The organism is Tistrella sp. (assembly GCF_002684955.1).
GTDB lineage: Bacteria > Pseudomonadota > Alphaproteobacteria > Tistrellales > Tistrellaceae > Tistrella > Tistrella mobilis.
This window is the reverse complement of sequence record NZ_NYWI01000083.1, coordinates 1-13,913: the sequence shown is the minus strand read 5'-3', so window position 1 is coordinate 13,913 and position 13,913 is coordinate 1. Positions and strand designations below refer to the sequence as shown.

Below are 13,913 nucleotides of genomic sequence, written 5' to 3'. Positions count from 1 at the left end.
CTGCACCCTCATGTCCGCATTTATACCGTCATCCCCGCGAAGGCGGGGATCCACCTTCTTCTGCCCGCTCCCCGCCCCGGTTCTGCAGGCTGCCTTACGCCTTGCGGTCCAGCGGCCGGAAATCCACCTGGCCGTGGATGTAATAGGTGAAGTCGGTCACCCCCGGCTTCAGCGCCGCGTCGAAAGCGGGCAGCCAGAGCGGCATGATCGGCAGCTCGCGGAACACGATCCGGATCGCCTGGCGCATCAGATCGTCATAGGCGTCCTTGTCGGTTTCCCAGCGGGCCTTTTCGACCAGGGCCCCCAGTTCCTCGTTCTTGAAGGCGCCGAAATTCCAGCGCCAGTCGCCCTGGAAGAAGATCCGGAAGAAATAATCCGGGTCGTTGAACCAGGCCGACGAGCCCTCGACGTAGAACGGCACCTTCTTTTCGGTCAGAAGCGTGCCCCACTGCGCCGCCGGCACCTTTTCGATCACCACCTTGATGCCGATCCGGCCCAGCTGTTCCTGAACCAGCAGCGCGATCGGATCGGCGGTGATCGCATCGGCGACATTGTACGAGAAGCTGGTCTCGAAGCCGCCCTCATGCCCCGCCTCGGCCAGAAGGGCGCGGGCGCGGTCCAGATCGGTGGCGTAAGGATAGGGCTGCGGGAAGGACGAGGTTTCGGGCTGGTCGGTGGCTGCGCCGTAAAGCGGCGTGCCGCGGCCGAAGATCGCGCCCTGGAACATGGCGTCATAGGGCAGCGCGAAGGCGATCGCCTGGCGCACCCGGACATCGTCGAAGGGGGCGGTCTGGGTGTTGAAGGCGACGAAGCGGAAGCTGTTGGTCACCGGCAGCGAAATCAGGTCGACCTTGGGGTCGGCATCGATCGCCGCCACATCCTTGGGCGGCAGCTGCAGCGCCACATCGGCATCGCCCTTGGTGACAGCCGCGACGCGGGCCGGTGCGGCCGGCACCACCTGCACCACGGCGCGGCGGATGCGGGGCAGATCACCGCTCTTCCAGTCGTCGAAGCGGTCATAGATCACCTGCTGGCCGGCGGTCCAGTTGGCGACCTTGTAGGCGCCGCCGCCGGCCGCATTGTTGCGCAGCCATTCCTTGCCCCAGGGATCTTCGGCGGTGGCATTGGCCTTCACCGCCTCGGCATTGATCACCGAGGCGAAGGTCAGCGCCAGATTGGGCATGGTGTAGCGGTCGGCCTTTTCGAACCGCATCCGGAAGGTATGGGCGTCCACCACCTCGAACTGATCGGCCGAGGTGATCGAGCCGGTGGACAGCTGGCGCTTGGAGGCCGGCAGGTTGATGCCGCGTTCCAGCGACCAGCGGACATCCTCGGCCGTCACCGGCTTGCCGTCGTGGAAGGTGGCATCGGGCCGCAGATGGAAGACCAGCACCCGACCGTCTTCCAGCACCTCCCAGCTTTCGGCCAGCTCGCCCTTGAACTTCAGATAGTCATAGCGGTAGAGCCCGGGCGCCACCTCGATCCGGTCGAAATTCACCAGCCGGTCGTAGATGTTGGTGAAGGTGCCCAGCGCCGCGCGGTTGACGCCGTCGCCATGGGGATCGCGCGAATTCGGCCCGTCCTCGGCCAGCACGCGCAGGGTGATGTCGTCCCCTTCGCGCGCAAAGGCCCGGCCGATCGGCAGCGACACGCCGCCCACCGACAGGAACAGCCCGGCCAGACCGCCGGTCTTCAGAAAATCACGCCGATCCATCTTATCGGGCCTCCCTTGTGTCGGGTATCTCGGGTCGTCTTCCGTCGTCGTCAGCTATAGCCGTCGGGCGGCGGATAGCGCCCGTTCAGGGCGTAGTCACCAACCTCCAGCACCTTGTACACCAGCGGGTCGTGCAAGGTGTGGGTCCGCGCATCCCGCCAGAACCGGTCGAAGGCATGGCGGTTATGGGTCGCACGGGCCCCCATGGCGTCGTAGATCTTCGTCGCCACGTCAAGGCTCAGGCGGGCAGAAAATACTTTTAAGGTTGCGACGTCAATGGCCGCATCACCCCGCAGTTGGATATCGAGCACCGGCCGCGCCGCCAGCAGCCGGTCCACCTTTTCCGCAGCACGGTCCGCCAGCGCCAGCGCCGCCTGCAGCCCGGTCCAGATCTCGCCGAACTGGCTGATCACCAGCGGGTCGTCGGCCGCGCGGGCATGGCCCGATGCCGGCCATGCCCGGGTGCTCTGCCGCACATAGTCGCGTCCGGCCCGGAAGGCGCCAAGGGCAAAGCCCAGATACAGATTGGCGAACATCAGCTGGTTGACCGGCACCCGCACCGCGGCGGCGAAGTCGCGGTCGCCCTCGCGCCGGTCGGGCAGCACCTCTGCCGCCGCGACCGGGACGTCTTCCATGGTGAAACCGCTGCTGTCGGCCCCGGCCAGGCCCAGCGCATCCCAATCGCGATCGCAGCTCAGCCCCGGCGCATCGGCGCGGAGCCAGGCGGTGACGGTCTCGCCGGTATCGGTGCGCCGGCCCCAGACCGACAGCCGCTCGGCAAAGGCCGCCCCGGTGCAGAAGCTCTTGCGGCCATTGACCCGGAAGCCGCCATCGGCGGCGGGCGTGATGCGGACATCGTCGTCGCGCGGATTGGCGACCCCCGCCGCCCACAGCCGGTCGCGGCCGATTTCGGCCAGCCGCGCCGCCCGGCGCGGGCCGGCGCCGATATCCTGATGGATCAGGTTCATCGAATGATAGCCGAACAGCGTGCCGACCGATCCGTCGACCGCGGCCAGTTCCCGCGCCACCGCCACCACCACCGGCCAGGGGGCGCCGCCGCCGCCCATGTCTTCGGGCAGCACCATGGTGGCGAGCCCGCTCCGCTTCAGCAGCGCGATCTGCGCCAGCGGCGGCGTCCGCGCCCGGTGGCGCTCGGCCACATCGCGCGCCAGCTCCGCCGCCACCTCGTCTGCAAGTGCTTCCCATGCCCTGCGGTCACGCGGCCCCGTCATTCGCCCCTCCCCTGCCCGGCCCCGCCCTGCCCGGCCCCGCCCTGCACGGTACGCACGGCCGCCGCCGGATGCCCGGCCCCCAGCCGCGGCCCCCGACCGAACAGCTTCTCGCGCAGCGTGCCCTCGGCATAACTGGTCTTATAGAGCCCGCGGGCCTGCAATTCCGGCACCAGCAGGTCGGCTGCATCGATGAAACTGCCCGGCGCCACGGTGCGGACCAGGTTGAAACCGTCGATACCGCTATCCGCCACCCGCCGGCCGATCTCTTCGGCGACCTCGCCGGCCGATCCGATCAGCGGCCGGAACCGGCCGCCCAGCGCCAGGCCGGCCAGCAGCCGGCGCACGGTCGGCTTCCCCTCCCCCTCGCCGCCAAGCCCGGCCAGGATGGAGCGGATGGCATTGCCGCCGCCGGGCGGGATGGGGATCGGCGCATCCGGGTCCAGGCTGCCGAAATCGATGCCGGTCGCCGCCGACAGCTGGGCCAGCGCCGCCTCGGGCACGGCATGGGCGGCATAATCGTGATATTTCTCCACCGCCTCGGCCCGGCTGCGGCCGATCACCGTCTGCAAAGAGCCGAAGATCTTCACCGCCGAGCGGTCGCGCCCGGCGGCCGCCAGCCGGTCTTCGATCCGCTGCACGATGGCGCGGGTGCCGGGGCCGCCATCGGCGGGGATGAAGATGCATTCCGCATGGGCGGCGGCGAAATCCAGCCCGCGCGCCGAGGCCCCGGCCTGGAACAGCACCGGCGTGCGCTGGGGCGAGGGCTCGGCCAGATGGATGGCGTCCAGGCGGAAATAGGGGCCGTCATGGCGCACCGCCCTCACCTTCGCCGGGTCGGCATAGCGCCGGGTGGTACGATCGCGGATCACGGCGTCGTCGTCCCAGCTCGCCTCCCACAGCTTGTAGGCGACCTGCATGAAATCATCGGCACGGTCATAGCGGTCATCATGCGGCAGCGTGCCGGCGGCGCCGGTGGCGCGCGCCGCACTGTCCAGAAAGCCGGTGACGATGTTCCAGGCCACCCGCCCGTCGCTCAGATGATCCAGCGTCGACATCCGCCGCGCGAACAGATGCGGCGGCTCGGCCGAGACATCGGCGGTGATGCCGAAGCCCAGATGCCGGGTGACGGCGGCCATCGCCGGCACCAGCACCGCCGGATCGTTCACCGGCAGCTGCACCGCCCGCTCGATCGCGGTGGCCGCCCCGCCGTCATGAACATCGTAAACCCCGGTGACATCGGCCAGAAACAGCCCGTCGAACAGCCCCCGCTCCAGAATCCGCGCCAGCTCCATCCAATAGCCGATGCGCCGATAGCCGGTCGCCCGATCTTCGGGATGGCTCCACACCCCATGGGCCAGATGGCCGACCGCATTCATCTCGAAAGCATTCAGCAGGACATGCGGGGGCGCCAAGACCGATCCTCCGGAGGGGCGGGATATCGTCCTGCGAGATTATTTTGTCAAAATGATTCGCGCAACGGGAGATGACTTCGCGGCTGAAGATCATCGCCTGCGGGCATAGCCATCAAGGTCGGTAACGGGTGGGGCGGCACCGCCCGGTGTAAGACGACGTTACCCCACAGGCGGAGAGGTGAGCAGTTGCCCACACCGGACACCGTGACCATCAGTGGAGTCAGGACCCAACGACGTAACCACAAATACCGGGTCGTAAGTCACTTTCCCCTACGCTATGATAAGCGATCAACGACACGGCATGGAAAACCGACATGTTCAGGTCCCCCGTCAAGGCTGCTGCTCTGGCCGCCCTGCTATTCACCGCAGCATGTAGTCATCAGATGCAATCAAGGGTTCGGGTTGAAGATTACGGCCCCTTCGTAGGCGTCGGCGACGGCAGCATCGTTGGCCAGGGATTCATGCGGCAGGTGGGAGGAGGCGTTGTTACCTGCGCCGGAGCACAGGTCATCGCCGTGCCCAGCACCCAGTACACCCGGGAAAGGTTTGCCGCAGCGCTAAGTGGTTTGCAGGTGAATGACCCGGATGCCCACACGTTTGCGACACTGGGGGTGACCAAACTGAGCCGTTGCGATGCGCAAGGGAACTTCACGATTGAAAATCTCAGGCCCGGCACCTGGCTGGTCGCAACGGATGTCACGTGGATGGTTGGCTATTCTGCCCAGGGTGGAAGCGTCGTCGGCGAAGCTCAGGTTTCGGAGGGCAAGGCGACGAAGATCATCCTGACGAGATAGTATGCTCCGCTTCTCTCCTGTCTGCCGCCTGCCAGCGGCCGGGACTGAAGAGTTGCGCCCGCTCCAGAATCCGCGCCAGCTCCATCCAATAGCCGATGCGCCGATAGCCGGTCTCCCGATCTTCGGGATGGCTCCACACCCCATGGGCCAGATGGCCGACCGCATTCATCTCGAAAGCATTCAGCAGGACATGCGGGGGCGCCAGGACCGATCCCCCCGGAGGGGCGGGATATCGTCTTGTGAGATTATTTTGGCAAAATGGTTCGCGCAATGGGAGATTACTTCGCGGCTGAAGATCATCGCCTGCGGGGGGGGCGGCCACGGGGCGGCATGCGGGGCGGAGCAGCGCCCACACGACCCCACGCAGCCGGGCCGCACCGCAGATGTCAGACGCCGGCACCGCCGGGTTCACCACACCCTCACCACCATCGGCCGCTCATGTCAGGCGCCGGCACCGCCCGGTTCGCAACACCCTCACCACCACCGGCCGGGCATGTCGGGCGCCGGCACCGCCCGGTTCGCAACACCCTCACCACCACCGGCCGGGCATGTCGGGTGCCGCCACCGCCTGGTTCGCAACACCCTCACCACCACCGGCCGGGCATGTCGGGCGCCGGCACCGCCCGGTTCGCAACACCCGCACCACCGTCATCCCGGCGAAGGCCGGGATCCAGGTTCCTCTCCGCCCGAAGAACGCCGACCGACATGAACCCGGCCCTGACCGGAGATTCCCCCTGATCGCTGACAGCCTGGTTCCCGCCAGGCGATCACCGTCCAATCCTGTAGAAGCCTACCTGGATCCCGGCCTTCGCCGGGATGACGGGATTTTCTTTCAGGGATAATTGGTTAGGTCTGATCGTGCATCAAACGACGAGAAGAGAGAAGCGAAGGCACCCCCATTGCTGGGGGTGCCGCTTCAATCCACGCACCCGCAAGGGTGCGACCGATCGACATCAGGTGCTCCCGCGCCCCCTCGCTGTTTCAATCCACGCACCCGCAAGGGTGCGACCCACCCCCTCTTAATATCCTGAATCCGGGTCCGGAAAAAGCCGATCCGCGCGAACCTCATCCAGAGGTCATGCCCAGGAATGCACACGCATACTTTGTTGAATTTAATCACCTGAAATGCCGGGAAAATTTTTCCCGCGAACCTCCCGGGGATTCTATGGGAGCTTGGGGTTCGCGGGTGCGGCGGTGCGGATCGGCGGTCGCTTCGGCGACCGGCCGGGGGGATCTGCCCGGGCCGGCCGCTCCGCCGGTCACGCAGCCGGCCAGCACCGGGCAAGATCCCGCGCCGGTCGGCCCAGAATCTCGGGCACGGCGGGGGTTGTGGCGCTGTTGCGGCCGTCGAACAGCGTGGTGAACAGCCAGGCCAGGAAGTCGCGCATGTCGCCAGGCACGCCCTGGGCCTGAAGCCCGGCCAGGAAATCGGCCAGCGGGATCTGCCGATAGCTGAGCGGCCGGCCGGTCAGGCGGCTGATCTCGGCCATGGCGGCGGCGAAGCTCAGCGACCGGGGGCCGGTCAGCTCCAGGATGCGGCCGCCCAGCCCGTCTTCGGTCAGGGCCTTGACCGCGATTTCGGCGATGTCGTCGGCATCGATGAAGGGTTCGGGCACATCGCCCACCGGCAGGGCCAGTTCCCCCGCCGCCAGGGCATCGGCCAGCAGGCCTTCGGTGAAGTTCTGCACGAACCAGCTGGCGCGCAGCACCGTCCACGCGAAACCCGCCCCATCCCGGCCGGCCCCCTCCTGCCCCGCCGCGGCCAGCGCACGCTCCGCGGCCTCGGCCCCCGGCTCGCCGCGGCCCGACAGCATCACGATCCGGCCGACACCCGCCGCCCGTGCCGCGGCGGCGAAGGCGGTGATGTCGTCCGCCGCCCCCGGCACCGCCAGATCGGGCGCATAGGCGACGTAAACCGCGCCCACACCATCCAAAACCGCCGGCCAGCCGGCCCGATCGGCCCAGTCGAAGCGCACCGCATCGGCGGCGGGTGCCACGCTGCGCGCCGCGATCCGCACCGGCCATCCGCGCGCCCAGAGCCCCGCCGCCACCCGCCGCCCGGTCTTGCCGGTACCGCCGGTCACCAGAACCGGCCGCCGGTCCGCGACCATCCCGCCGCCCCCCATCTCGCCTGTGGTCATGACCCGTCCCTCCCTAGAACATGAGCAACTCTCATATTGAAAAACATGAGCCAGACTCGTATTCTGGGTCAAGCGGGAAAATCAGGGGGAGAGCGGAACCCGGTGACGACCACGCCAGACCGCGCCGCGCCACGGCGCATGCCCACCCAGCAGCGCAGCCGCGAGCGGGTGGAGCGCATGCTTCTGGCCGCGCGGGAGATCATCGCCGCCGACGGCACCGACGGGCTGCGCATGGCGCAGGTGGCCGAACGCGCCGGTGTGCCGATCGGCTCGCTTTACCAGTTCTTTCCCGACAAGGCGGCGATCATCCGGATGCTGGCGATGCGCTGCAATGAAGAGAGCCGGGCCTGCATCCGCGCCGGTCTGGAACCGGTCGCCGACGAACCCGGCCTGCTCGCCGCCTTCGGTGCGCTGATTGATGAATACTACAGCCTGTTCCGGGCCGACCCGGTCATCTCGGACATCTGGTCGGGCATGCAGGCCGACAAGCTGCTGCGCGAGATGGAGGTCGAGGAAAGCCGGCTGAACGGCCGCCTTCTGGCCGACACCATCCGCCGCATCCGCCCGGGGGCCGACCCGGCCGCGGTAGAGGCCACCGCCTTCCTGGTCATGCATCTGGGCGAGGCGACCATGCGGCTCGCCATCGCCGTTCCCCCTGAGGAAGGCGACCGCCTGGTCGCCACCTATCGCCGCATGGCGCTGGAGGCGCTGGCCGGGTCATCGGCAGAGGGTGCTGGCGGCAGGGGCAGTGTCAGCGCCGGCATGTAGGATCGGTTGCCGTGACCATCGAAATCGAACTCGTAGAGCCGCACGGTGCCGAGCGCCGTGCGGCGCTGGCCCAGAAAGAAGGTGAAGGCGTTGGGTGCTGCAATGAACAGATGGACGAGCGCGCTGCCGCCGGCCTTTGCGGTGCGAACCGCATCCGTCGCGGCATCGGCCAGCCCGGCCGCGTGACGACCACAGGCAACCGACTGGCTGCCCGGCCCTGTCGTCGGCCGAAGGATCAGCAATCGCCCCACCTGGGGCAGGCTGGCCTCGACATAGGCACGCATGTCTGCCGCAACATCGTGCGTCAGGCCCAGCGCGACCGCGATATCGGGCTGATCCGGACGAAGCTCCACCGTCTCGGTCGCAAATGTCGGCCAGGCCGGATCGGGTGCCTGGTCATCGGCGGCCCAGATCTGCCGGCCGGCGACCCGCTGCTCCAGTTCCACCTCGCGCCCCGCCTTGACGTGAATGATCGATCCCGCCGCGAAGGCCAGGGTGGTGTGGGCGTCCAGCGCCAGCCTCAGCCGCGGCTCCGCCCTGGCCGCATCGCTCAGGAAGGTCTTGAGCCTGGGGTAGAGAGTGGATCTCCAGTCATCGTCCTGCCGGATATACCGCGCGTCGAAGGCCGGCACGAGGTCGAGAACCGCATGACAGTGTTCCTCAAGCCGGTCGAAGTCGTGTTCGAAGGATTTCACGCCATAGACCGATCGCCCGTTCTGGGCCAGGCGCAACAGACCCTCGCCCGCGCAGGCCTCGCGAAAGCCGGCGCGATCGAAATCGCGGCGTCCCTGGGCCAGCCATTGGAAGACCAGATCATCATAAGGGAAGGCGTTCTCGTTGGCCGGGATCCGGCGCAGCCCGACCCGGGCGAACCGCTCGTCCAGATCGCCGCGAAGTTCGTCGAGGCTTCGGGGGTCGTACCCGAAGGCGAGCGTCTGCACCAGACACCACAGCTCATCTTCTTTGATTTTCAGATGCTCCCGCCAGGCCTTGCGGACCCTGCCGAACCGGCTGTTGTCGGTGCGGGAGCTGTAGAGCGTCTCCCGCCGGATGCCGCCGGAGCGCTGGCTCACCAGATCGCGCAGCGGATCGGTCCTTTCGAGCATCCAGTTGCTGAGCAGCTTGAAGCGGATACCGACGTCTTCGGGGGCACCGATGCCTTCAGAGTCGACCACGCGCCGGGCGTCATGAGCGCGTTGCAGGAATGACCGCGTGCTCGCATTGATGAAGGCCGGGTCGACGAGATCGGCATAGCCGTAGCTTCCTTGCGTCACATGCCATTTGCACTGGATGTGCTCGCGCAGCACTGGCTTGCCGTAATGATCGTTCGGACACCGCGCCGGATCATAGACGATCCGGATATCGTCGAAACTTTTGGGCCCGGTTTCGAAACCGACGCGGCTCACCCCGCTCTCCGGGTCGAGCAGCCGGGCGGCATGCAACCAGAAGATGCGTGCCTGAAACGTATCGCCCTCACGCCGGGCAGCCACTGCCGGAGCCATCGCCGCATCCCTGTGCCGTTCCCATCCCGATCGCCATATGCGATGGCTGCCCGCCATAGTCAACCAGACGGTAGGGCTTTCCGCCCCCGCGCCATCCGGATCCCATCCCGCAGGTTGAGGCAGAGCAGGGTGATGTTGACCGCCCCGGCGACCAGCTCGATCGCCTGGACGAGGACGAAGCCGGTGTCGAACCGCCCCGCCCCGGCCCGGGCGGCAAGGAACAGGGCCGAGGGGATCAGGACCAGGATACCGTTGGCGGCGATGATCGCCATGCGCCTGCGCTTGCGCGCCGGCAGCCCGCTGCGTCCCCCCTGCGCAAGCGCCACACCCGAGCCACCGGTCGCCGCCAGGGCCGGCACCAGCAGCAGGAAACCCCAGGGGATGGCGGTCTTGACCAGGGTGATGGTGGCGGCGCTGCCCCAGATTTCGGCGACGACCGTGGCCAGCCAGAAGCTGGCGATGGTCAGCAGGGCGATGGTGCCGGCGATCGGGTGGATGCGGCGTATCGGTGCGGCGGATTTCATATGGGCGGCCTTCATCAGAACGCAGTCTCCCCATCGGCGCCGCCGGTATCCGGGGCTTGCCCGGGATGGGCAGACGCGCTAGCGTCACTTACATGACCAATTGACATCATGATGTCAATTAATGCGCAGAGTGTCAATCAGCTCGCAGGATGACGCATGTCCGACGACCAGCATGCCGCCAGGGCCACGGCCCTGACCGATCTGATCCTGGCTTTGTTCCGGGTGAACAATCTGACGCTCGCCTGGGGCGACCGGCTGGTGGCGCCGCTGGGGCTGACCAGCGCGCGCTGGCAGATTCTGGGCGCGATCGTCTATGCCGACCGGCCCCAGCCGGTGGCCTGGCTGGCCCGCGATCTGGGCGCCAACCGCCAGAACGTGCAGCGAATCGTCAATGATCTGGCGAAAGAGGGCATCGTCGCCTTCGCGCCCAACCCCCATCACAAACGCGCGCAGCTGGTGGTGCTCACCCCCCGCGGCCGCGCGGTCTATGACGAAGCGCTCCGCCTGTACGATCCGCAGATCGACGCCCTGGCCGAGGGGCTGAGTCTGGACGAGCTGCAAACCGCATATCGGGTGATGACGGCGCTGCGGAACAGGCTGGAACGAGACGGGGGCGATCCGGGCTGAGATTGCCCGGGCTCAGAGCAGCCCCAGCCAGCGCGGCAGGCTGAGCGACAGGGCGGGCACGAAACTGGTCAGCAGCAGCACCGGCAGCGCCACCCAGGCCATCATCCTGAGCGCCGGCCCCACGGCGTGCTGGGCCGAAACCCCGCCGATCCGGCAGGCCATGAACAGCAGCGGCGCCATCGGCGGGCTGTTGGCGCCGATCACCACCGAGGTGCCGACGATGGCGGCGAAATGCACCGGGTGGACATCGACCGAGACCATCAGCGGCAGCAGCAGCGGCGCGATCACCACCGTGATCGACACGTCGTCGATCAGCGCGCCGACCAGGATCAGGAAGAGGTTCACGATGATCATGATCATCACCGGATCCGACACCACCGAGGCGACCAGCGCCGCCAGATCCTGCGGTACCCGGCCGGCGACCAGCATCCGGCCGATGATGAACGAGAAGAGCAGGATGATGATGATCGATCCGGTGGTCTCGGCCGCATCGATGGTGGCCTGGCGGAGCTTTGCCGGCGTCATGTCGCGATAGACGAAAAGGCCGATCAGCACGGCGGCCAGCACCGCGAAGGCCGCGGCTTCGGTGGGGGTGAACAGCCCGCCATAGATGCCGCCGATGATGATCGCCGGCATCGACAGCGCTGGCAGGGCGCGGACCGACACGCCCAGCTTTTCGGCCGGGCTCTGCCGGCGGTCGCTGCGGATCTCGTGGATATGGCGGCCGATCTGGCTGCGGTTGAACAGGATCAACCCCACCATCAACAGCAGCCCCGGCACGATCGAGGCCGCGAAACAGGCCGCGACCGATTGCTGGGTCGCCACCGCGAACAGGATCATGGTGATCGAGGGCGGGATCAGGATGCCCAGCAGCGACGAGATGCCGAGCAGGGCCGCGGCATAGCCGCGGGAATAGCCGCGCTTTTCCATCGGGTCGATCATCAGCGTGCCGATGGCGGCCACCGCCGCGGTCGCGGTGCCGGCCATGGCGCCGAACACGCCCGAGGTCACCACCATGGCGCTGCCCATGCCGCCGCGGCGGCGGCCGACCAGCAGTTCGATGAAGGCGACCAGCCGGTCGGCGATGCCGCCCGACTGCATCAGATAGCCCGCCAGCACGAAAAGCGGCAGGGCCAGCAGGATGACGCCGTCGAGCGAGCGGAAGCCCTGCAGCATCAGGGTGTTGAAATTGGCGTCGTAGATGACGGCGAGCGCCGCCACCACCGCGGCGAAGGACCAGGCCACCGGCAGGCCGATGCCGAGCAGGACCAGCAGAAGCAGAAGGGCTGCGAGCGCGTCCATCTCAGCCACCCTCCCCCCGTCCGGCCAGGGCCAGAACGGCACGCGCCATGTCGCGCAGCGCATAAAGCACGGCGGTGACGGCGGCCAGCGCCAGCGGTGCCTGGGCCAGCCAGAGCGGCAGGCCCAGCACCGGGATGGTCTGCGGGCGTTTCAGGCCCCAGGCGAACATCTTCCACACCCAGAAGCAGAACAGCCCCGCCACCACCGCGGTGATCGCGGCGATGACCAGCCCGTGGATCGCCCGCGCCCGCCGGCCGGTCAGGCCGGTCGCCAGGAAATCGACCGTCAGATGGCGGCCATTGCGGGTGGCGAGTGTGGCGCCTGCCATGTAGAGCCACATGGCGGCCAGCATGCTGGCCTCGTGCATGCCGGTGAGCGGCAGGTCGAACCCGGCCCGTGCCGTCACCAGCAGCACCAGGGCGGCGGTGACGACAAGGCTGGTGACCAGCACAAGCAGGTTGAGGACGCGGGCGAACACCCCGTCCAGCGCAGCGAGGAAGGTGATCACGGGCACAACCCCCGAAGATTGCGGGCGGGACGGGCGGCGGGCGGGACGGGGCGAGAGGGGCCGCCGGTCAGTTGCCGGTCTGTGCGCGCACCCGGGCCATCAGCTCGGGCCCCAGCACCTTTTCCATGCCCGGCCAGACGGCGGCGCGCACCGCTTTGGTCAGGGCCGCCAGCTCTTCGGCCGAGGGTTCGACATAGGTGTGGCCGAGCTTTTTCCACGACGCCACATGGGCCTCGTCGGCCGCCTTCGCCGCATCGAACTGTGCCACCATCACCTGACGCGCGGCCTCTGCCACCACCGCCTGCTGTGCCGGCGTCAGCTCCTGCCAGCTTTCCTCGTTCGCGGTCAGGATGCCGGTCAGGAACTGCTGGCGGGTGTGGACGTAATCGGTCAGCACGTCGCCGAAATAGGTGACGTCGTAGAAGATGACATTGGCCGCCTCGCCATCGACCACGCCGGTCTGGATGGCGGAATACAGCTCACCCCAATCGACGGTCGCGGTCTGATAACCCATCGCCGCCACGGTCTCGGTGAAGGGCGACACCGGCGGCACCCGCACCTTGAACGCCCTGGCGGCCTCGATCGTGGTGGCATGGCCGCCGCGGGTGGCGACGCCGTTGAAGCCCTCGGGCCAGGCGCCCAGGAAGCGCAGCCCGATATCGCCATAGATGTCGTCCAGGGCCGCGTGGAGCCAGCCGCCCGGCCCATAGGCCTTCAGCGCCTCGGGCCAGTCGGTGAACATATAGGGCGTGTAGATCAGCGAAATCCGCTGATCGTAAGAGGTCATCGGCCAGTTCAGCATCAGATCGACATCGCCGGCCATCAGCAGGTCGAAGACTTCCTGCTGGCCACCCAGTTCGTTCTGATAGAAGACCTGGACATCGACCGCACCCTTGGTCCCGGCCCTGATCTTCTCGGCCCAGGCCTCGATCGCATTGCCGGCATCCGAGCCCTTGGCCCCGGAATCGGTCGCAAGCTTCAGCGTCACCGCCCGGGCGGGGGCTGCGGCAAACCCGGTCGCGGCCAGCGCCAGCAGCGCGGCGCCGGCGAGCATCGTCCTGATAGTCATGCGGGTATCCTCCCTGATCACATGGATGCGATCCTGTTGCGGATCGTCTTTGTGTGGATGGTCAACGCCGTCGACTGCCGGTCTCGGGCTCCCCTCTCCCGCCCCGCACCTGCCGACGTCCTGGATGACGGTGGTGAGTGTTTTGCAAAGAACATCGGGGACCGCTCAGGGCATCGACAGTATCCGTCTCAGGATCCGGCACCCGTTCCATGTTCTCACCCCCGCTCCTGTCAGCTTCTGCACCGGCAAACCTGTGTACATCCTCTATACCGTCATCCCCGCGAAGGCGGGGATCCAGGTTTCTGTCCGCGTGAAGACTG

The 13,913-nt window shown here is 67.6% G+C and carries 14 protein-coding genes; 4 read left to right on the top strand and 10 right to left on the bottom strand.

What is annotated here, in order from left to right:
• Nucleotides 1-94 precede the first annotated feature (94 nt).
• The 3 genes from CMO28_RS27705 to CMO28_RS27695 are packed head-to-tail and all read right to left on the bottom strand — an operon-like array spanning nucleotide 95 to nucleotide 4,358.
• On the bottom strand, nucleotides 95-1,714 hold the full coding sequence (locus CMO28_RS27705; RefSeq protein WP_296720187.1) for an ABC transporter substrate-binding protein: 1,620 nt from the start codon (nucleotides 1,712-1,714) through the stop codon (nucleotides 95-97).
• A 50-nt stretch (nucleotides 1,715-1,764) separates the two neighbouring features.
• Nucleotides 1,765-2,946, bottom strand: a complete 1,182-nt coding sequence (locus CMO28_RS27700) for an acyl-CoA dehydrogenase family protein (protein WP_296720184.1) — start codon at nucleotides 2,944-2,946, stop codon at nucleotides 1,765-1,767.
• Nucleotides 2,943-4,358, bottom strand: coding sequence for an NtaA/DmoA family FMN-dependent monooxygenase (locus tag CMO28_RS27695; RefSeq protein WP_296720183.1), 1,416 nt, complete (start codon nucleotides 4,356-4,358; stop codon nucleotides 2,943-2,945). Before CMO28_RS27695 ends, CMO28_RS27700 begins: the two co-directional genes overlap by 4 nt.
• Before the next feature lie 314 nt (nucleotides 4,359-4,672).
• Here CMO28_RS27695 and CMO28_RS27690 point away from each other — a divergent pair, with 314 nt between their 5' ends.
• Nucleotides 4,673-5,152: a hypothetical protein gene (locus CMO28_RS27690; RefSeq protein WP_296720180.1), complete on the top strand. Its 480-nt coding sequence runs from the start codon at nucleotides 4,673-4,675 to the stop codon at nucleotides 5,150-5,152.
• Here CMO28_RS27690 and CMO28_RS27685 read toward each other — a convergent pair.
• Both CMO28_RS27685 and CMO28_RS27680 read right to left on the bottom strand, forming a co-directional pair.
• Nucleotides 5,136-5,321 carry a hypothetical protein gene (locus tag CMO28_RS27685; RefSeq protein WP_296720178.1) on the bottom strand — a complete coding sequence of 62 codons (186 nt, stop codon included), beginning with the start codon at nucleotides 5,319-5,321 and terminating at the stop codon, nucleotides 5,136-5,138. The genes CMO28_RS27690 and CMO28_RS27685 overlap by 17 nt on opposite strands.
• Nucleotides 5,322-6,411: 1,090 nt before the next feature.
• The gene (locus CMO28_RS27680) at nucleotides 6,412-7,293 is read right to left on the bottom strand and encodes an NAD(P)H-binding protein (protein ID WP_296720175.1); all 882 of its coding nucleotides are present in this window, start codon (nucleotides 7,291-7,293) and stop codon (nucleotides 6,412-6,414) included.
• 102 nt (nucleotides 7,294-7,395) lie between these two features.
• Here CMO28_RS27680 and CMO28_RS27675 point away from each other — a divergent pair, with 102 nt between their 5' ends.
• A complete protein-coding gene (locus CMO28_RS27675) occupies nucleotides 7,396-8,061 on the top strand; it encodes a TetR/AcrR family transcriptional regulator (protein WP_296720172.1) in 666 nt (221 codons plus the stop codon).
• On the opposite strand, the gene CMO28_RS27670 is transcribed toward CMO28_RS27675, so the two are convergent.
• On the bottom strand, nucleotides 7,977-9,563 hold the full coding sequence (locus tag CMO28_RS27670; RefSeq protein ID WP_296720169.1) for an SAVED domain-containing protein: 1,587 nt from the start codon (nucleotides 9,561-9,563) through the stop codon (nucleotides 7,977-7,979). The genes CMO28_RS27675 and CMO28_RS27670 overlap by 85 nt on opposite strands.
• 59 nt (nucleotides 9,564-9,622) lie before the next feature.
• The gene (locus CMO28_RS27665) at nucleotides 9,623-10,102 is read right to left on the bottom strand and encodes a hypothetical protein (protein WP_296720167.1); all 480 of its coding nucleotides are present in this window, start codon (nucleotides 10,100-10,102) and stop codon (nucleotides 9,623-9,625) included.
• A gap of 141 nt (nucleotides 10,103-10,243) precedes the next feature.
• Between CMO28_RS27665 and CMO28_RS27660 the strand changes: the two genes are divergently transcribed.
• Nucleotides 10,244-10,714: a MarR family winged helix-turn-helix transcriptional regulator gene (locus CMO28_RS27660; protein ID WP_296720164.1), complete on the top strand. Its 471-nt coding sequence runs from the start codon at nucleotides 10,244-10,246 to the stop codon at nucleotides 10,712-10,714.
• A 12-nt stretch (nucleotides 10,715-10,726) separates the two neighbouring features.
• Here the strand turns inward: CMO28_RS27660 and CMO28_RS27655 are convergent, their stop codons facing one another.
• From CMO28_RS27655 to dctP, 3 genes are all read right to left on the bottom strand, one after another.
• Complete coding sequence (locus CMO28_RS27655; RefSeq protein ID WP_014747256.1) at nucleotides 10,727-12,016, bottom strand: TRAP transporter large permease; 1,290 nt, start codon at nucleotides 12,014-12,016, stop codon at nucleotides 10,727-10,729.
• Between the two features lies 1 nt (nucleotide 12,017).
• The gene (locus CMO28_RS27650; RefSeq protein ID WP_296720158.1) at nucleotides 12,018-12,524 is read right to left on the bottom strand and encodes a TRAP transporter small permease; all 507 of its coding nucleotides are present in this window, start codon (nucleotides 12,522-12,524) and stop codon (nucleotides 12,018-12,020) included.
• Nucleotides 12,525-12,591: 67 nt separating this feature from the next.
• On the bottom strand, nucleotides 12,592-13,593 hold the full coding sequence (gene dctP / locus CMO28_RS27645; RefSeq protein ID WP_296720156.1) for a TRAP transporter substrate-binding protein DctP: 1,002 nt from the start codon (nucleotides 13,591-13,593) through the stop codon (nucleotides 12,592-12,594).
• Nucleotides 13,594-13,717: 124 nt separating this feature from the next.
• Here dctP and CMO28_RS27640 point away from each other — a divergent pair.
• A partial coding sequence (locus CMO28_RS27640) for a hypothetical protein (RefSeq protein WP_296720154.1) occupies nucleotides 13,718-13,913 on the top strand: 196 nt, incomplete at its 3' end.